Annotated in this window: 15 protein-coding genes and 3 tRNA genes; 5 read left to right on the top strand and 13 right to left on the bottom strand. The window is 62.2% G+C overall.

Features of this window, described 5'->3' with window-relative positions; genetic code table 11:
• Nucleotides 1–13 precede the first annotated feature (13 nt).
• From frr to rpsB, 4 genes are all read right to left on the bottom strand, one after another.
• Nucleotides 14–574, bottom strand: a complete 561-nt coding sequence (gene frr, locus DD542_RS15835) for a ribosome recycling factor (protein ID WP_066154345.1) — start codon at nucleotides 572–574, stop codon at nucleotides 14–16.
• Nucleotides 575–616: 42 nt separating this feature from the next.
• Nucleotides 617–1,327 (bottom strand): UMP kinase, encoded by a 711-nt coding sequence (pyrH, locus tag DD542_RS15830; RefSeq protein WP_066154348.1) that lies wholly within the window; start codon nucleotides 1,325–1,327, stop codon nucleotides 617–619.
• Nucleotides 1,328–1,494: 167 nt separating this feature from the next.
• On the bottom strand, nucleotides 1,495–2,388 hold the full coding sequence (gene tsf, locus DD542_RS15825) for a translation elongation factor Ts (protein WP_127806290.1): 894 nt from the start codon (nucleotides 2,386–2,388) through the stop codon (nucleotides 1,495–1,497).
• Nucleotides 2,389–2,498: 110 nt separating this feature from the next.
• The gene (gene rpsB, locus DD542_RS15820; RefSeq protein ID WP_066154354.1) at nucleotides 2,499–3,254 is read right to left on the bottom strand and encodes a 30S ribosomal protein S2; all 756 of its coding nucleotides are present in this window, start codon (nucleotides 3,252–3,254) and stop codon (nucleotides 2,499–2,501) included.
• 295 nt (nucleotides 3,255–3,549) lie between these two features.
• Between rpsB and DD542_RS15815 the strand changes: the two genes are divergently transcribed.
• Both DD542_RS15815 and DD542_RS15810 read left to right on the top strand, forming a co-directional pair.
• Nucleotides 3,550–4,770, top strand: coding sequence for an FAD-dependent oxidoreductase (locus DD542_RS15815; RefSeq protein ID WP_164868414.1), 1,221 nt, complete (start codon nucleotides 3,550–3,552; stop codon nucleotides 4,768–4,770).
• Nucleotides 4,771–4,946: 176 nt separating this feature from the next.
• On the top strand, nucleotides 4,947–6,416 hold the full coding sequence (locus DD542_RS15810; protein WP_347232054.1) for an NAD(P)H-hydrate dehydratase: 1,470 nt from the start codon (nucleotides 4,947–4,949) through the stop codon (nucleotides 6,414–6,416).
• A 9-nt stretch (nucleotides 6,417–6,425) separates the two neighbouring features.
• Here the strand turns inward: DD542_RS15810 and DD542_RS15805 are convergent, their stop codons facing one another.
• Nucleotides 6,426–6,980, bottom strand: coding sequence for a YggT family protein (locus DD542_RS15805; RefSeq protein WP_241559574.1), 555 nt, complete (start codon nucleotides 6,978–6,980; stop codon nucleotides 6,426–6,428).
• Nucleotides 6,980–9,256 carry a ribonuclease R gene (gene rnr, locus DD542_RS15800; protein WP_127806287.1) on the bottom strand — a complete coding sequence of 759 codons (2,277 nt, stop codon included), beginning with the start codon at nucleotides 9,254–9,256 and terminating at the stop codon, nucleotides 6,980–6,982. The genes DD542_RS15805 and rnr overlap by 1 nt, the downstream gene beginning before the upstream one ends.
• A 49-nt stretch (nucleotides 9,257–9,305) precedes the next feature.
• On the opposite strand from rnr, the gene DD542_RS15795 reads away from it, so the two are divergent.
• A tRNA-Leu gene (locus DD542_RS15795) sits at nucleotides 9,306–9,390 on the top strand.
• A gap of 114 nt (nucleotides 9,391–9,504) precedes the next feature.
• Nucleotides 9,505–9,589 (top strand) — tRNA-Leu (locus DD542_RS15790).
• 51 nt (nucleotides 9,590–9,640) lie between these two features.
• Here the strand turns inward: DD542_RS15790 and rimO are convergent.
• The 5 genes from rimO to DD542_RS15765 form a co-directional block, all read right to left on the bottom strand.
• A complete protein-coding gene (rimO, locus tag DD542_RS15785) occupies nucleotides 9,641–11,026 on the bottom strand; it encodes a 30S ribosomal protein S12 methylthiotransferase RimO (RefSeq protein ID WP_079366141.1) in 1,386 nt (461 codons plus the stop codon).
• A gap of 30 nt (nucleotides 11,027–11,056) precedes the next feature.
• The gene (gene phaR, locus DD542_RS15780; protein WP_241559573.1) at nucleotides 11,057–11,599 is read right to left on the bottom strand and encodes a polyhydroxyalkanoate synthesis repressor PhaR; all 543 of its coding nucleotides are present in this window, start codon (nucleotides 11,597–11,599) and stop codon (nucleotides 11,057–11,059) included.
• Between the two features lie 196 nt (nucleotides 11,600–11,795).
• Nucleotides 11,796–11,872 (bottom strand) — tRNA-Val (locus DD542_RS15775).
• A 61-nt stretch (nucleotides 11,873–11,933) separates the two neighbouring features.
• A complete protein-coding gene (locus DD542_RS15770; protein WP_079366139.1) occupies nucleotides 11,934–14,219 on the bottom strand; it encodes a bifunctional (p)ppGpp synthetase/guanosine-3',5'-bis(diphosphate) 3'-pyrophosphohydrolase in 2,286 nt (761 codons plus the stop codon).
• A gap of 13 nt (nucleotides 14,220–14,232) precedes the next feature.
• Nucleotides 14,233–15,165 (bottom strand): alpha/beta hydrolase, encoded by a 933-nt coding sequence (locus DD542_RS15765; protein WP_241559572.1) that lies wholly within the window; start codon nucleotides 15,163–15,165, stop codon nucleotides 14,233–14,235.
• Between the two features lie 66 nt (nucleotides 15,166–15,231).
• On the opposite strand from DD542_RS15765, the gene DD542_RS15760 reads away from it, so the two are divergent.
• Nucleotides 15,232–16,002 carry a 3-hydroxybutyrate dehydrogenase gene (locus DD542_RS15760; protein WP_066154381.1) on the top strand — a complete coding sequence of 257 codons (771 nt, stop codon included), beginning with the start codon at nucleotides 15,232–15,234 and terminating at the stop codon, nucleotides 16,000–16,002.
• Between the two features lie 3 nt (nucleotides 16,003–16,005).
• On the opposite strand, the gene DD542_RS15755 is transcribed toward DD542_RS15760, so the two are convergent.
• Entirely contained in the window at nucleotides 16,006–16,746 is a 741-nt protein-coding gene (locus DD542_RS15755) for an SIMPL domain-containing protein (RefSeq protein ID WP_127806286.1), read from the bottom strand.
• Nucleotides 16,747–16,752: 6 nt separating this feature from the next.
• Nucleotides 16,753–17,046: a hypothetical protein gene (locus tag DD542_RS15750; RefSeq protein WP_127806285.1), complete on the bottom strand. Its 294-nt coding sequence runs from the start codon at nucleotides 17,044–17,046 to the stop codon at nucleotides 16,753–16,755.
• Nucleotides 17,047–17,206: the final 160 nt, after the last annotated feature.

Raw genomic sequence — 17,206 nt, 5'->3', positions numbered from 1 at the left:
AGGCGGGTGCGAATCAGACCGCCAGGATGTCCTGTTCCTTGGAGGCGACAATCCGGTCGATCTCCCCGATCATCCGGTCGGTCAGCTTCTGAATGTCGTCCTGGGCACGGCGCTCGTCGTCTTCCGACACCAGCTTGTCCTTCAGCAATTTCTTGACGTGCTCGTTGGCATCGCGACGCAGGTTGCGGACAGCCACCTTTGCAGCCTCGCCCTCCCCTTTGACAACCTTGGTCAGTTCCTTGCGGCGCTCTTCCGTCATGGGAGGCATCGGCACACGGATCAGGTCCCCCTGACTGGCCGGGTTCAAGCCCAGATCCGACTCCCGGATGGCCTTCTCGATCTTGGCGCCCATGCCCTTCTCCCAGGGAGCGACCCCGATGGTTCGGGCATCCAGCAGGGACAGGTTGGCCACCTGTGACAACGGCAACATGGAACCGTAGTACTCGACATGCACGGTATCCAGGATCTGCGGGTTGGGGCGGCCAGTGCGCACCTTGGAAAGGCTGGTTTTCAGCGCCTCCAGCGACTGGTTCATCTTGTGTTCGGCGTTCTGACGGATCTCGGCGATGCTCATGAATGCTCCTATGGAAGACAGGTTCTCTGTACCAAGCGTCGGTCAGACGTGGACGAGTGTTCCCTCGTCCCCGCCCAGCACCACATTGCGCAGCGCCCCGGGCTTGAAAATCGAAAACACCTTGACGGGCAACTTCTGGTCTCGGCAAAGGGCAAAGGCCGTCGCATCCATCACCTGAAGGTTTTTGGCCATGGCCTCGTCAAACGTCAACGCTGTGTAGCGGGTGGCCTTGGGGTCCTTGTTGGGGTCGGCGGTGTACACACCATCAACCTTGGTGGCCTTGAGCACGATCTCGGCTCCGATCTCTGCGCCACGCAGCGCGGCGGCCGTGTCGGTTGTGAAAAACGGGTTGCCTGTGCCCGCGGCAAAAACCACCACCTTGCCCTCTTCGAGATACTGCAGGGCTTTGGGACGCACGTACGGCTCCACCACCTGCTCAATGGCGATCGCCGACATCACGCGGGCCACCAATCCGGCCTTGTCCATGGTGTCGGCCAGCGCCAGCGAGTTCATCACGGTGGCAAGCATGCCCATGTAATCGGCCGTAGCGCGATCCATGCCGACGGAGCCACCAGCCACCCCGCGGAAAATGTTGCCGCCCCCGATCACAATGGCCACCTGGACGCCCAGACGGGTCACTTCGGCAATCTCCTCGACCATGCGGACAATGGTCGCGCGGTTGATGCCGAAGGCATCGTCGCCCATCAGGGCTTCACCGGAGAGTTTCAGAAGAATGCGCTGGTAGGACGGCATGAGAATTCCTGTGTGACGACTCTTGTTGTATGTGCAACCGGCAAGTGTAGCGAGGAGCCGCGTGTGATTCGAGGCCCAGCGTCGCCAGACACCGGAAAATTCAGCGACCGAATATGACAACGGGCCTTGCGGCCCGTTGTCATGATCAGCTAGATACGGCGACGGGTTCAGGCACCTTTGGCCGCTGCAACCTGGGCTGCAACCTCGGCGGCGAAATCGTCGACCTTCTTCTCGATGCCTTCACCCACCACATACAGGGTGAAGCTCTTGACCGCAGTGTTCGCAGTCTTGAGGTACGCACCAACGGTCTGCTTGCCATCGGCCGCCTTCACGAAGACCTGGTCGAAGAGCGAAACTTCCTTCAGGTACTTCTGAACCGAACCTTCCACCATCTTGGCAGCGATGTCGGCCGACTTGCCCGACTCGGCGGCCTTGGCCGCTGCCACAGAACGCTCGCGCTCGATCAGTTCTGCAGGAACATCAGCCGAAGTCAAAGACACAGGCTTCATGGCTGCCACATGCATGGCGACGTCCTTGGCAGCCGTTGCATCACCGTCGAACTCGACCACAACGCCAATGCGGGTGCCATGCAGGTAGGAGGCCAGCTGACCACCGTTGGCCCAGCGCTTGAAACGGCGGAAAGACATGTTCTCGCCGATCTTGCCGATCAGGCCCTTGCGCACTTCTTCCAGCGTGGGGCCAAAGCCGTCCTGCTCGTAGGCCAAGGCACCCAGGGCTTCGATGTCAGCCGGGTTGTGATCGGCCACCAGCTTGGCCGCAGCACTGGCCAGCGCCAGGAAGCTGTCGTTCTTGGTCACGAAGTCGGTTTCACAGTTGACTTCGATCAGGGCGCCCGTATTGCCGCTGATGGCAGCAGCGACCACGCCTTCGGCGGTCACGCGACTGGCGGCCTTGCCGGCCTTGGTACCCAGCTTGACACGCAACAGCTCTTCAGCCTTGGCCATATCGCCATCGGCCTCAGTCAGCGCCTTCTTGCATTCCATCATGGGTGCGTCGGTCTTGGCACGCAGTTCAGCGACCATGCTTGCGGTAATTGCCATTTCAGTTCTCCGTTGTCCGGGTCCGCAGCGCGGACTCACACTGTTCATTGATCGGTTTTGCTTGTGAAAAAGGGGCTACTGGAGCCCCTCTTTCGCACAGGCTGCGAGGCTCAGGCAGCCGCGTCTTCCTTGACTTCCACGAACTCGTCGCCGCCTTCGGCAGCGACGGCCTTGACAACATCGTTCACCGCGTTGGCACGACCTTCGAGGATGGCATCAGCGATGCCACGGGCGTACAGAGCCACAGCACGGGCCGAGTCGTCGTTGCCGGGGATCACATAGTCAATACCCACGGGCGAGTGGTTGGTGTCCACCACGCCGACCAGCGGAATGCCCAGCTTCTGAGCCTCGGACACGGCGATCTTGTGGAAGCCCACGTCGATGATGAAGATGGCATCGGGCAGCGCGGTCATGTCCTGGATACCGCCGATGTCCTTCTCCAGCTTTTCCATTTCACGAGCGAACATGAGCTGCTCTTTCTTGCTCATGCTGTCGAGGCCGGCTTCTTTTTGAGCCTGCATATCCTTCAGACGCTTGATCGAGGTCTTGACCGTCTTGAAGTTGGTCAGCATGCCACCCAGCCAGCGCTGATCGACAAAGGGAACGCCAGCACGACGGGCTTCCTGGGCAACGATGTCGCGCGAAGTGCGCTTAGTGCCCACCATCAGGATGGTGCCGCGGTTGGCAGAGAGCTGCTTCACGAACTTTGCAGCCTCTTCGAACATCGGCAACGTCTTTTCGAGGTTGACGATGTGAATCTTGTTGCGATGGCCGAAAATGAACGGGGCCATCTTGGGGTTCCAGAAGCGGGTTTGGTGGCCGAAATGGACACCGGCTTCCAGCATTTCGCGCATGGAGATCGACATGATGTATTCCAGAGGTTGGGTCTAAAATCCAGCCCCGATTGCTTCGTTTCCGACCTTTGCAGGGTCTTGGCATTACGAAGCAACACCTGGGTAGGCTGGTTTGGGATTTGCCTGACACCAGTACTCCAGCAATGGACCACCAGCAGCAAAGCCTATCAATTATAGCAGCACCGCTCCTGGCGCACGGCGATTCTTGGCCGTACCGCCTTACCGTACTCCTCGCCCCCCGACCATCCATGCACTGTGCCGATCGCTTCTGCCCTCCTTTTGCCCGCCACATCAGCGGGAGCTGCGATTGAAGCTTGCCGTGCTTGGTGCAGGCGTGGTCGGCGTCACCACCGCCTATGAACTGGCCCAGGATGGGCACTCGGTCACCGTATTCGAGCGACGCCAGACAGCGGCAGAAGAAGCCAGTTTCTCCCCTGGGGGCTTGCTCGCACCAGAATGGACGGCCGCTTGTGCTGCCCTGGAATGGGAGCGGGTGAACGAGCGACAACAATCTTGGTGGTCGAAGCTGCTGGGCCACCGGTCACCCTTCAACCCCAATCCGGGACCAGCCCTTCTGGCCATGGCCTGCCACTCGCTCGAACGGCTCTCACAGCTGTCCGAACATCTGATGCCGTCCTTCGGTGAGCAGCAAGGCCTGATGACCGTGTGGAGGGACCCGTCAGTGCACCCGGTTGCAGCCCGATTGCAAAGCATCCTTGCGGACTATGGCTGCAAGTCCCTTCTGACCGACGCAGAACATGCCAGAAACCTTGAGGCGGCGCTGAACCCCGACATCACGCTCGCAGGCTCGCTTGTCGTTCCTGAGACGTGGTCTGCGAACTGCCGTCAGTTCGTGCTGCAACTCAAGGCCCATGCCAAGCACGCCGGCTGCCGCTTTCGGTTCGCAACCGAGGTTCTGGGCATTCAGCACATGCCCGGCCAGCGCGGCATCCGTGTGCTGAGCAACCAGCAGGATGCCTCCATTGAACCGTTCGATGGCGTCGTCTTGTGCGCAGGCGAAGCAACACGCGGGCTCTTGAAACCATACGGACTGGACCTTTCGATGGAAACCCGGGTTGCCCATGCGGTCTCGGGGCTCATCCGCGAACCCCTGGATGCGCCATCGGCGACCATTCACGACCTCCAGCAGGGCATCACGATCGCCCGCACTGGACAATGGGTTCGTGCAGTCGGCCCTGCCCTCCGAGCTTCGCGACTGCCCCGGGCCGGGGCCGCATTCAAACCGCTGTACGAGTCTCTAAGCGACTGGTTTCCGGGAGCGCTTAGGACGGGAGTCTCGGGCGCTGTACAAGAGTGGAGCGGCACAGTGACAACAACGCCTGACGCACTGCCTTTGCTTGGCCCCTCCGGCGTGCCAGACGTCTGGATAAATGCGGGGCATGGCATGCACGGCTGGCTTTTGGCCTGCGGCTGCGCCAAAGTGCTAGCGAATCAGTTGTCTGGCCGGCCACCCGAGGTCGACATCACCGCCTTCCAGGCGCAAAGAAGTCTGCCAGCAATCGCTTGACGGACTGGTCTTGCCGCCCCACCATGGGTCAAGCACACGCTCAACGCAACGAGGAGGCATTCCATGCGGACGCTCCGCCTCATCAGCAAACAACGATGACTCGAATGCGGCGCATCGGGCCCCTCTGCAGCGAACCACTGCACGACAGCGCAGCCACGCGCGCGCTGGAGCGCGCGATGACGGCGTCCCTGCCAGCGCATGAGCTGATGGCCCGTGCTGGACGAAGTGTGGCCGACCTGACCATGGCCCTTGCCCCCCACGCCCGCCGCATCTGGATCGCCTGCGGTCCGGGCAACAACGGGGGCGATGGGCTGGTGGCCGCTCGCCACTTGTCTCTGCACGCCCAAAGCCGCCAGGGCCGGCCGGAGATCGTCACCACGCTCACCGGTGACCCCGGCCGGTTGCCTCCAGATGCCGCGCACGCCCTGACCCTGGCTCTGGAAAGTGGAGTGACGTTAGCGTCCTCGCCGCCGCATGATTTTGACGTGGCCATTGATGCCCTGCTGGGCATCGGAACAACTCGCCCCCCTGCTGGTGAAATGGCCGAGTATCTGCGCCGCCTGCACCGAACCAGCGCCACAGTGCTGTGCGTAGATGTGCCCAGCGGCCTCCTGGCCGACACCGGAGAGTACCTGGGGCCTGCTGCACCGACACCGAACGGCCCCCGGCACACACTGTCTCTGCTGACACTCAAACCAGGACTGTTCACTGCAGCAGGTCGAGATCAGGCGGGATCCGTGTGGCTGGACACACTGGGAGCCACAGCCACCAACTGCCCGGCATATGCCGCCATACTTCAAGGCGCAACCGATGCACGTACGCGCCGGGCGCATGCGGCCCACAAGGGAAGCCAAGGAGATGTGCTCGTGGTCGGCGGTCAGGGTCTCGCGCCCTCCGGTGCCGGCATGACCGGGGCAGCCATCCTGGCCGCACGGGCCGCACTTCACGCAGGCGCCGGTCGGGTCTATGTCGGGCTTCTTGCTCCCGATGAACAACAGCCCTCCTGGGATCCCCAATGTCCTGAGCTCATGTTCAGGCAAACAGACACGCTGCTCGCCGATGAGACCTTGTTACGGCAAGCCACTGTGGTGTGCGGCTGCGGCGGCGGCCAGGCAATTGCCAAGTATCTCCCCAACATCCTGTCGACTTGCCCATCCCTGGTCCTGGATGCAGACGCGCTGAACGCCATTGCCGGCGATGATGCGCTGCGCCGTCTGGTGGTCGAGCGCAGCGCGCGGAACTGGATCACTGTTGTCACACCCCACCCGCTTGAAGCAGCGCGCCTGCTCGCCGCCAGCACAACTTCGGTCATGAAGGACCGCCTCGACGCAGCGCGCCTGCTCAGCGAGCAGCTGAACGTGGTCGCCGTACTCAAGGGATCAGGAACGGTGATTCACGCGCCCGGCAAAACACCCCGAATCAACGCCAGCGGCAATCCGGCGCTGGCCACTGCGGGCACAGGAGACGTCCTGGCCGGATGGATCGGAGCCTCACTGGCGAACTCCACTAGTCGATCAGCGCCCTCCTATGAGGCGGTCCTTGAGGCCGTGTCAGGTCATGGCAGATTGGCAGACCAATGGGTGGTGCACCATGAACAGACCCTCACGGCCAACCGCCTGGTGGAGTGCATTCGTGGAGCGCGCTGAGCCGGCGCGTCACCCCAGCAAAATCAGCCCGATCTGCAGCAGGACGATGAGCACAAGCACAGACAAATCCATACCGCCGATCTGTGGCACCACCCTTCGGATGGGGCGCAGCAGGGGCGAGCAAAGCCGGTCCAGCGTGCCCATCACCGGTGCACCTGGCTGCACCCACGAGAGCACCGCAAACACCAGCAACAGGAAGATAAGCCCCTGAAGTAACACCCGGATCAGTAGATAAAAAGCCAAACCCGGAATGGCCACCAAGGGCGCGACCACACCAACGGGCGACGGCGCCAGTGCCGCACCGAGCATCAGGCGCAAACCGCCATAGCCAATGGCCAGCAGCACCGCAGCCAGCAGGCTGCCCCAGTCGATCGGGCTCTGGGACATGGAGCGCGGCAGGATTTTGCGCACTGGTCCCACCAGCCAGTGTGTGAGCGCCATGGCGAACCGGCCGGGCTGAGCCGACATGTTGATGCGAAGGTGATTCATCCAGGCCCGCAGGAGCGCCGCTCCTATGAGCAGAAAAAACACCGTCTCCAAAACGAAAAAAAGCGCGGCGGCCATCAGCGACGCCCCTTCCGCGTCTTGCCCGCCCCACCGCGCGCAGAACCTCTGGCCTCCTTGTTGCGCCCGCCTCCTTTGGCGGTTGCGCCCTTGCCGGGCCCCGTGGATTCCCGGGGAGTTGCCTTGCCCTGCGCCCGCTCCTCACGCTCACGCAGACGCCGTCCCCCGCCTTGATCCGGCGCCCCCTCTCCGCCAGTCTTGTCGCGCATGGCCCGCAGCATGGCATCGTCGTTGCCCGACACAAGCCGGAAGTCAATGCGACGCCCGTCCAAGTCGACCCGGCTCACCTGAACCTGCACCCTGGACCCCAACGCGTACCGGATGCCTGTTCGCTCCCCGCGGAGCTCCTGCCGCGCCTCGTCGAACCGGAAGTACTCTCCGCCCAGTTCGGTGATGTGCACCAGCCCTTCCACATACATCGCATCCAGCGTCACGAACAGTCCGAAGCTGGTGACTGAGGTCACGACGCCACTGAACTCCTCGCCCAGGTGCTCGCGCATGTACTTGCACTTGAGCCACGCCTCCACATCACGACTGGCTTCATCGGCACGTCGCTCGTTGGCGCTGCAGTGCAAGCCGGCCGCCTGCCAGGCCAGCAGATCGGCCGAAGGCTTCTTCACCGCCTCTCCAGCCACGGGCGGGCGGGCCCGGCTGGCCAGGCGCTTGCTCAGTTTGGCGTGCGCTTCCCCAGGCGTTGGCAAGGCGGGCAACTGGTACTTCTGCTTGGTCAGGATGGCCTTGATGACCCTGTGAACCAGCAGATCGGGGTAGCGCCGGATCGGACTGGTGAAGTGGGTGTAGGCATCGAACGCGAGACCAAAATGCCCCTGATTCATCGGCGTATAGATCGCCTGCGACATGGAGCGCAGCAGCATGCTGTGGATCTGCTGGGCCTCCGGCCGATCCTTGGTCGCCTCGGCGATCTGCTGGAACTCGGACGGGTGGGGGTTGTCGCTGATGGACTGCGGAACACCCATGGCTTTAAGGTAGTTGCGCAAGGTCTCCTGCTTCTCCGGCGTCGGCCCTTCGTGCACACGGAACAGGCCTGCGTGTTTGCTCTGACCAATGAAATCGGCAGAGCACACGTTGGCCGCCAGCATGGCTTCTTCAATCAGCTTGTGGGCGTCGTTGCGGGTGCGCGGCACGATCTTCTCGATGCGGCCGGATTCATCGCACACGATCTGCGTTTCCACCGTCTCGAAGTCGACCGCCCCCCGCTTGTTGCGGGCCGCGACCAGCGCCCGGTACACGTCGTGCAAATTCAGCAGGTGCGGAACCAGTGCCTTGCGGTTCTGAGCCTCAGGACCCCGCGTGTTCTGCAGGATCGCAGCCACCTCGGTGTAGGTGAAGCGCGCATGGCTGTGCATCACTGCCGGATAGAACTGGTAGGCATGCACCTCACCCTTGGCATTGACCAGCATGTCACAGACCATGCACAGGCGATCCACATCCGGGTTCAGAGAGCACAGTCCGTTGGAAAGCTTCTCTGGCAGCATCGGGATCACGCGACGAGGGAAATAGACCGAAGTGGCCCGGTCGTAAGCGTCCACGTCGATCGGCGCGCCGGTCTTCACATAGTGACTCACATCGGCAATGGCCACCAGCAGACGCCAACCCTTGCCCCGCCCCACCTTGGCTGGCTCGCAGTACACCGCGTCGTCAAAGTCCCGCGCATCTTCTCCGTCGATGGTCACCAGGGCCACGTCGCGCAGATCGACCCGATGCTTCAGGTCGGCCGGCCGGACTTTGTCGGGCAGTGCCCGGGCCTCTGCAAGTGCCGAGTCCGAAAACTCGTGAGGCACACCGTACTTGCGCACCGCGATCTCGATCTCCATCCCGGGGTCATCGATCTCGCCAAGCACCTCCTTGACGCGGCCAACAGGCTGACCATACAGGGCCGGAGGCTCGGTCAGTTCGACCACCACCACCTGGCCGGTCTTGGCCGATCCAGTGGCCCCCTTGGGAATCAGGACGTCCTGGCCATAGCGCTTGTCCTCAGGGGCGACGAGCCACACGCCACTCTCTTGCAGCAGTCGACCGATGATGGGGGCAGCAGGGCGCTCAATGATCTCGGTCACCCGCCCTTCGGGCCTGCCCTTGCGATCCAGCCGCACGATGCGGGCCTTCACCCGGTCCTTGTGCAGCACCGCTCTCATTTCGTTGGAAGGAAGATAGATGTCGGGCTGTCCGTCATCACGGATCACAAAGCCGTGTCCGTCGCGATGACCGGAGACGACACCTTCGAATTCGGCCAGAAGATTGTTTTTTTCGTTCAAGATTATGAGTTCTGTTTTTTTACTGTTATACTAGTCGTCTTCCTGAGATGCCCAGGTGGCGGAATTGGTAGACGCACTAGTTTCAGGTACTAGCGCCGAGAGGCGTGGAGGTTCGAGTCCTCTCTTGGGCACCAATCATAAGGGCTTGCAAACGAAGAGTTTGCAAGCCCTTTTCTTTTTTATCTGGACCGCAAACAGCGCAGCCAAAACGCGCTGAGCCGCAGGCTATAATGCGAGCTTCCTGAGATGCCCAGGTGGCGGAATTGGTAGACGCACTAGTTTCAGGTACTAGCGCTGAGAGGCGTGGAGGTTCGAGTCCTCTCTTGGGCACCAAACACAAGGGCTTGCAAACAATTCGTTTGCAAGCCCTTTCTGTTTGCTGCATCAAATCGGCTGAGCCACGAGGTCGTGACCGTCCGCTGCAACGATGCGCGCGCGAGTGAACTCCCCCACCTTGAGCGTCTTGCTGATCTTCTCTGGTGGCAGCAGTCGCACCACGCCATCGATCTCCGGCGCATCCGCGTAACTGCGGCCAACACCCCCCTTCTTACCCAGGCCGGGCGCCGAATCCACCAGCACCTGCATGGTCGAGCCCACGCGGGAGCGCAGTTTGTCAGCGGACACCGCCTCCGCGACCTCCATGAAGCGCGCGCGGCGCTCTTCCCGCACCGCATCCGCGACAGGATCAGTCAGTGCGTTGGCTGCGGCCCCCTCCACCGGCGAGTACGCAAAGCAACCCGCACGATCAATGCGCGCTTCGGCCAAGAAATCGAGCAGATTCTGAAACTCAGCCTCCGTCTCTCCGGGAAATCCTGCGATGAAGGTGCTGCGCACCACGATCTCAGGGCAGATCTCGCGCCAGCGGGCAATGCGTTCCAGATTTCTTTCCCCACTGGCGGGGCGCTTCATCCGCTTGAGCACATCGGGATGGCTGTGCTGCAGTGGCACATCCAGATACGGCAGGATCAGACCCTCGGCCATCAGCGGAATCACGTCATCCACGTGGGGATATGGGTACACGTAGTGCAGACGCACCCATGCGCCAAATCCTCTTGCCAACTCACCAAGCGTGCGAACCAGATCGAGCATCTTGGTTTTCACTGGCTTGCCATCCCAGAAACCAGTCCGGTATTGCACATCGACACCATAGGCCGATGTGTCCTGGCTGACCACCAACAGCTCCTTGACTCCGGCCTCAAACAACTTGCGCGCTTCTGTCAGCACATCACCCACAGGACGACTGACCAGATCACCTCGCATCGACGGAATGATGCAGAAGGTGCAGCGGTGGTTGCAGCCCTCGCTGATCTTCAGGTAGGCGTAATGGCGCGGAGTGAGCTTGATGCCCTGGGGCGGCACCAAGTCAACAAAAGGATCGTGCGGCTTGGGAAGGTGCCTGTGCACTGCCTCCATCACCTCATGGGTGGCGTGAGGGCCGGTCACCGCCAGCACGCTCGGGTGCATCTGCTGCACCAGGTTGCCACCGCCATCGCCCTCGCGCGCGCCAAGGCAGCCGGTGACGATCACCTTGCCGTTCTCGGCCAAAGCCTCCCCGATGGTGTCCAGGCTCTCCTTGACAGCGTCATCAATGAAGCCACAGGTGTTGACGATGACGATGTCGGCACCTGCAAAGGTCTTCGATGTCTGGTAACCCTCGGCGCTCAGTTGCGTGAGGATCAGTTCGGAGTCCGTGAGGGCCTTGGGGCAACCCAGACTCACAAACCCTACTTTGGGCGCCGTGGCGCTGGTGGAAACAGGGGATTCACTCATCCCCAGATTGTCTCAGACCGGCCGACCGGGTCAGCGCTTGAGGCCAAAAGCGGCCAGCATCTGCTCGCTGTTCTTCTGCATCTGCTCCTGCATCTGCGTGAACGCGCTGCGAGACTGCTCCAGATACGTTCCCATCATGCCCTGCATCATGGGAGACTGGACATTCATAAACTGCTTCCAGACCTCTGGATTCAGCCCCTTGGACTGTTCTGCCATCTTGGCCTGCAAATCCATGAATATCTGGACGTTCTTTTCCAGATAAGCCCCCATGAAGTCCTGCATCGCGTGACCGTAAAAACGGATGATGTTGGCCAGCACCTGCTCGGTGAAGATCGGCGCGCCTGCCGTCTCCTCTTCCAGAATGATCTGCAGCAGGATGCTGCGGGTCAGGTCCTCGTTGGTCTTGGCGTCCCGCACCACGAAACGCTCGTTGTCCATCACAAGAGATTTGACCTCGGCCAGTGTGATGTACGACGACGTATCGGTGTCGTAAAGGCGCCGGTTGGGATATTTCTTGATGACCCGCACGGCATCCGGGGAGGAGCCTTGGGCATCGGCCTTGCTTTTTTGCACTACAGGACCTTCACGTGAAGACGGAGAGCCCCCCGCGTTGTGGAGGCTGCTGTTGCGCCGGATTCTAGGAAGTCTCCCCAAGGCTGCCAAATGGGTTTTCCCTGTGCGCATCGCAGATGATGCCATGGCGCCATGGCTGCCGCACAAAGAAAAAGGGCCTGACGCAATGTCGGGCCCTTGTCGTTTCGGAGATGTTTGGTAGGCGCGATTGGACTCGAACCAACGACCCCCACCATGTCAAGGTGGTGCTCTAACCAGCTGAGCTACGCGCCTGCAAACTGTCCGAAGCCTCGCAGTATAGCAGCGAATTCTGCGTTTTGTCCAAACCCGCAAATCATTTGCGCCGGACCATGCGCACACCTGCCACGTCCCCGACCACCGACATCGCACGGGACACCTGCCTCGCATCGGTGACCTCGATGGTGAAGGTCATCCACGCAATGCCCTTGACCGATTGCGTCTGCACCCCGATGACGTTCATCTTCTCGCGTGCAAACACATCGGAAATGTCCCTCAGCAACCCCTGCCGGTCAATCGCCTCCACGGCAACGTCCACCGGGTACACCGCAGAAGCCCCTTCCCGCCCGCCAGAGACAGCGCCACCCCATTGCACGTCGATCACCCGATCAGGACTGGTGCGCTGCAGATGGGCAAAGTCGCTGCAATCGCTGCGATGGATGCTCACCCCCTTGCCACGGGTCACGAACCCCCGGATATCGTCGGGCGGCGCCGGCTTGCAGCATTTGGCCAACTGCGTCATCAGCGAGTCGACACCGACCACCAGCACGCCCCCGCTGGGGGCCGAGCGCACGGGACGCGGCTTTTTCAACCACGGGGGAATGTCCTCAACAACAGGCTGATCTCCCTGCCGCAGAAGCACTTCCAGCGTGCGAAGCGACAGTTCGTCCTTACCCACCTGTTCGAACAGCGCCTGTGCCGAGGGAAGACCCGCCGAGCTGGCCAGATCCTCGAACCTCAGCGCCGTGCGCCCCTCTCGCTGCAGGAGACGCTCCACCGCCTCACGCCCCCGGGCAACGGTCTCTTCCATCGCCAGTTGATTGAACCATGCCCGGACCTTGCTCTTGGCACGGTGGCCAACCAGGTAGCCCAGCTCAGGGTTGAGCCAGTCGCGCGAAGGGCCGCCTTCCTTGGCGGCGATGATCTCGACGGTCTGGCCATTCTGCAGCGCCGTGTTCAGCGGAACCATGACGCCGTCCACCCGGGCCCCTCTGCAACGATGCCCCAGGTTCGTGTGCACCGAATAGGCGAAGTCAACGGGCGTGGCGCCCTGCGACAGCTCCACGATGGCGGCATCCGGCGTCAGGACATAGATGCGGTCGTCGAACAGGCCCGGTGACGCCCCGCTGAGGTCACGCTCCCAGGCCAGCAGTTGTCGAAGCACCGCAATCTTGGCGTCGTACTCGGAACTGGCCGACACGCCCGCATAGCCTTTGGTGCCCGCCTCCTTGTAGGCCCAGTGAGCGGCCACCCCGTGTTCCGCGTGGTCGTGCATGGCCTGGGACCGGATCTGGATCTCGAATGCCCTGCCCTGCGCGTCGCGCACCACCGTGTGCAAGGACTGGTAACCATTGGCCTTGGGCTTGGCGATGTAGTCGTCGAACTCTTCCGCAACAGGCGTGAACTGCGAGTGCACAAGCGCCAACACCGCGTAGCAGTCATCGGTTGAAGGCACCACGACCCGCAGCGCCCGGATGTCGAACACCTGGTCAAAGTCCAGCGACTTGCCACGCATCTTCTTGACGATGCTGTAGATGTGCTTGGGCCGTCCCTGGACCGACGCCTGGATGCCCTGCCCTTGCAGGTCCGTCTCAAGCTGCAACCGCACCTGCTCGATGTGAACCTCGCGCTCTGCCCGCTTTTCATCCAACAGACGGGCGACATCTTTGTACGTCTGTGGCTCAAGAAAACGGAAGGCCAGATCTTCCATCTCCCACTTGATCTGCCAGATGCCCAGCCGGTTGGCCAGTGGAGCGAAAACATGAAGCGACTCGCTGGCCAAGGCCAGACCAGGGTCGCCCTTGCATGCCGCGAAATAGCGCAGCGTCTGCAGGCGCGATGCCAGCCGCAGCATCACCACCCGCAGGTCACGGGAAAACGCCAGCAGCATCTTGCGGACGTTCTCGGTCTGGCTGGCCGCCAGTTCGGACACGGGCACCTTGCCCGGTGACGCCACTGGCAGGGCCGCCTCTTGCGCGGCCAGACGCTCTCCTGTCTTCCGGTTCTGCACCTCGGCCGACTTGATCCGCGCCTGCCGCTGCAGTTGCACCAGCTTGGTCGTCTCAAGAGCGAGTGCCGCGAAGTTCTCGCCGAACGCTTTGGCAATCACCTCCTGTGGCCTGTTGAGGTACTGACAGGCGTACACCAGATAGGCCGCAGCCTGCATCGCCTCCGACCCACCGATGTCGCGCAGCACCGTGGCGACCGCGTCGGCGTGCGAGAGGATGTTCTCGCCAGTGTCCAGTTGTTCGCTGGCCAGCAAGGGCTCTGCAAAGGCACGTGCACGTGCCAAAGCCTGGGCCTGCCGTGGCAAGAAGCTGTCCGAGGTGGCGGCCACGATGGCCGACGTCGGCGGTGGAGGGACAGAAGTCGAATACTGCATGGAAAAGGTTCGCTCAGGCCTGTTCCAGGAAGCCGACCACCGCCGCCACCTGGTCTGGCACCACCAGGGTCGGCGCATGTCCAACACCCTGAAACTCGACGCAACGCGCGCGGGGTCCTCTTTCAGACATGGCCTTCGCCGTCTCGCGCGTCAGAAGGTCGGAATCGGCGCCCCGCAGCAGCAGGGTGGGGGCCGAAATGGCGTCATACAGCGCCCACAGGGCAGCCTCCCCGTCGGCCACCACTTGGCGACCGACAGATTCATCCATGTCTGTCAGCGCCCGGATCGGAACGGCCAGCGCAGGGTCGTAGTGCAGCCACCAGCGCCCCTCCCGCTCGCGCAGCATGGGACGGGACAGTGCCATCCACTGCTGCTGGCAGTGAGGTCCAAATCCGGTGGAGATCGACCACAGATAGTCCGCAGCCTCCTGCTCGCTGGCAAAGGAGGGGTTGAGTCCCAGATAGGTTCCGATGCGCCGCAAGGCTTCCCATTGGAGCACCGGACCGACATCGTTGAGCACCAGCCTGCGGATGCCCATGGCAGGCTGGGCCGCCAGGGCCATGCCGATCAGCCCCCCCATGCTGGTGCCGATCCAGTCGATCTGAAGCATGGGGTCTTCAGAACGCAGCCTGGCAATGAGGCTGCCCACATCTGCTGCGTAGGTTCCCACCTGATAGGTCATCGGGTCGGCAAGCCAGTCGCTGAATCCGCGACCGGCAACGTCCACGGCGATGACGCGCGCCTGCGCGGTCAGGGCGGACGCCAGCACATCGAAGTCACGACCCTGACGGGACAGCCCATGCACACACACCACGACGCGGTGGGCATCGGCACCTTGTTGCGGCATCCAGTCCCAGTACGCCAGCCGGCGCTGCTGGCCGCTGTTGGCGACAGGCCCGGGAACACCGACGAACCGCAGCTCTGGCATCTGGCTGGAACCGCTCATTCCTCGGACTCCGTGATAATGGTTTGCATGTTGTTCAACCGATCGTAATGGAACTGGAGATCCCTCATGCTTGCCAACAAAACCGCCCTTGTCACCGGCTCGACCAGCGGCATTGGACTGGGCATCGCCAAGGCGCTGGCTCGACAGGGTGCGAACATTGTTCTCAATGGTTTCGGTGACTCTGAAGGCCCGCAGGCAGAGATCGCAGCCCTGGGTGTGCAGGTGGCCTACCACGGCGCGGACATGAGCAAGCCGGCCGAGATTGAAGACATGATGAAGTTCGCGGCCAGCCGCTTTGGCCAGGTCGACATCCTGGTGAACAACGCCGGCATCCAGCATGTGGCGCGCGTGGAGGACTTCCCGGTCGAGCGCTGGGATGCGGTGATCGCCATCAATCTCTCCAGTGCGTTCCACGCCACCCGCCTGGCGCTGCCCGCCATGCGCGCAGCGAACTGGGGACGCATCATCAATGTGGCCTCGGTCCACGGTCTGGTCGCGTCTGCGGAGAAGTCGGCCTACGTTGCGGCCAAGCATGGGGTGGTCGGCCTGACCAAAGTGACCGCCCTTGAAAACGCGACCACCGGCGTGACCTGCAACGCAATCTGTCCTGGCTGGGTGCTGACACCGCTGGTGCAGAAACAGGTGGATGCCAAGGCGGCGGCACTGGGCCTTACCAACGAGGACGCCAAGAAGCAGTTGCTGGGCGAGAAGGAGCCATCGATGCAGTTCACCACCCCCGAGGAGTTGGGCGAACTGGCGGTGTTTTTCTGCTCACCAGCCGGCGCCAACGTGCGTGGCGTGGCCTGGAACATGGACGGTGGCTGGGTGGCGCAATGAACCTCAGCGCAGCTGGACCGAGCCCGACACCGAGACCGTGACCAGGCTCTTGCCCGCCTCGACAGGAATGGAGGCGTCGGCAGGCGCCTGGGCCACCGACGCGGCTCGCATCCGGTACATCGGTCGCTCGCCCTGGTCGGCGGGGCTGACCGACACCTCCCGCAGGGTGTAACCCTCGAAGCCGAAGGCCTTGGCCACCTCGACTGCCTTGGCCTTGAAACGCTCAATGGCCGATGCCTGAACCTCGGACTCGAGCTTTTGTTGCGCTTCGCGGGACAGCGAGAAGGCCACGTTGCCGACGCCCATGGAAGTGATCTTCCCCGCGGTGGTGCTGATGCGGACAAAGTCCCGCCCCTCCAGCACCAGCTCCGCCGATCCCTGCCAGCCCACGATACGTCCGTTGCTGCCATGGCGCGGATACACACCAAACGATCCTGTTTTCACCTCCAGTTGCTGAGCAGAGGCCTGTGGCTTGGCAACCGCCAGAGCGGCATCAACCGCTTGTCGCAACTGGCTCTGCACTGCAGCAGCATCACTGCCATCGCGCGAGGTGCTCAGGGTCATCGTGACCCAGTCCTGAGGCACTTCAAGCTGTGCGCTGGCAGACACCACCACCACATTGACCGGAGCGGCTGCAGGCAAAGGTTGGGCAAAAGCAGCGCCAGCACCCAGAAACCCTGAAAAAACCAAGGCGAGCACGCCCGCCTGGTGACACGACGATGCCACCCGCAGATATTTGTTCATAGCCGGCTATTTTGATTGAGCGGACTGCTCTGGCAGACCGCGAAGCTGTTCGCGCATGCGCTGCCGCTCTTCAGGAGACAGCCGAAATGGTTTGCTGGCGGCATAGCCATCGCTGAGCGGCTGTCGCAGGGAATCGCGCAACCGTGTGGTCACCGGGCGTCCTTCCTGGATCTCGGCGGGCGACACCGCCACAGGCTCAGAGGCCAGGGGCTGGGCAGGCTGCTCCCGCAACTCCAACGCGGCAGAGAGCAATGGCGCCCCCAGCAGCATCGCGGACACAGAGTATTTGTGGTTGATCATGGTTCTGGCTGAACTGAACGATGAAGGCATTCTGAGCGGGCCTCTGGTAACGGTGTGCGGGGGCTGGGCAACAGATGTAACAGCCTGTCAAAAAACCAAAAAACAAGCCCTGACAAGCACTTGGCGCTGCCACAATCGCCTTTGTTACATTTACCGGGAG

The organism is Hydrogenophaga sp. NH-16 (assembly GCF_004006415.1).
GTDB lineage: Bacteria > Pseudomonadota > Gammaproteobacteria > Burkholderiales > Burkholderiaceae_C > Hydrogenophaga > Hydrogenophaga pseudoflava.
This window is presented reverse-complemented; position numbering and strand designations above follow the sequence as displayed.

Bases quoted from the DNA above. Each gene is read 5' to 3' on its own strand.
- frr (WP_066154345.1), bottom strand. From the start codon at position 574: ATGAGCATCGCCGAGATCCGTCAGAACGCCGAACACAAGATGAACCAG.
- pyrH (WP_066154348.1), bottom strand. From the start codon at position 1,327: ATGCCGTCCTACCAGCGCATTCTTCTGAAACTCTCCGGTGAAGCCCTG.
- tsf (WP_127806290.1), bottom strand. From the start codon at position 2,388: ATGGCAATTACCGCAAGCATGGTCGCTGAACTGCGTGCCAAGACCGAC.
- rpsB (WP_066154354.1), bottom strand. From the start codon at position 3,254: ATGTCGATCTCCATGCGCGAAATGCTGGAAGCCGGTGTCCATTTCGGC.
- DD542_RS15810 (WP_347232054.1), top strand. From the start codon at position 4,947: ATGACGGCGTCCCTGCCAGCGCATGAGCTGATGGCCCGTGCTGGACGA.
- DD542_RS15805 (WP_241559574.1), bottom strand. From the start codon at position 6,980: ATGGCCGCCGCGCTTTTTTTCGTTTTGGAGACGGTGTTTTTTCTGCTC.
- rimO (WP_079366141.1), bottom strand. From the start codon at position 11,026: ATGAGTGAATCCCCTGTTTCCACCAGCGCCACGGCGCCCAAAGTAGGG.
- DD542_RS15770 (WP_079366139.1), bottom strand. From the start codon at position 14,219: ATGCAGTATTCGACTTCTGTCCCTCCACCGCCGACGTCGGCCATCGTG.
- DD542_RS15765 (WP_241559572.1), bottom strand. From the start codon at position 15,165: ATGAGCGGTTCCAGCCAGATGCCAGAGCTGCGGTTCGTCGGTGTTCCC.
- DD542_RS15760 (WP_066154381.1), top strand. From the start codon at position 15,232: ATGCTTGCCAACAAAACCGCCCTTGTCACCGGCTCGACCAGCGGCATT.
- DD542_RS15755 (WP_127806286.1), bottom strand. From the start codon at position 16,746: ATGAACAAATATCTGCGGGTGGCATCGTCGTGTCACCAGGCGGGCGTG.
- DD542_RS15750 (WP_127806285.1), bottom strand. From the start codon at position 17,046: ATGATCAACCACAAATACTCTGTGTCCGCGATGCTGCTGGGGGCGCCA.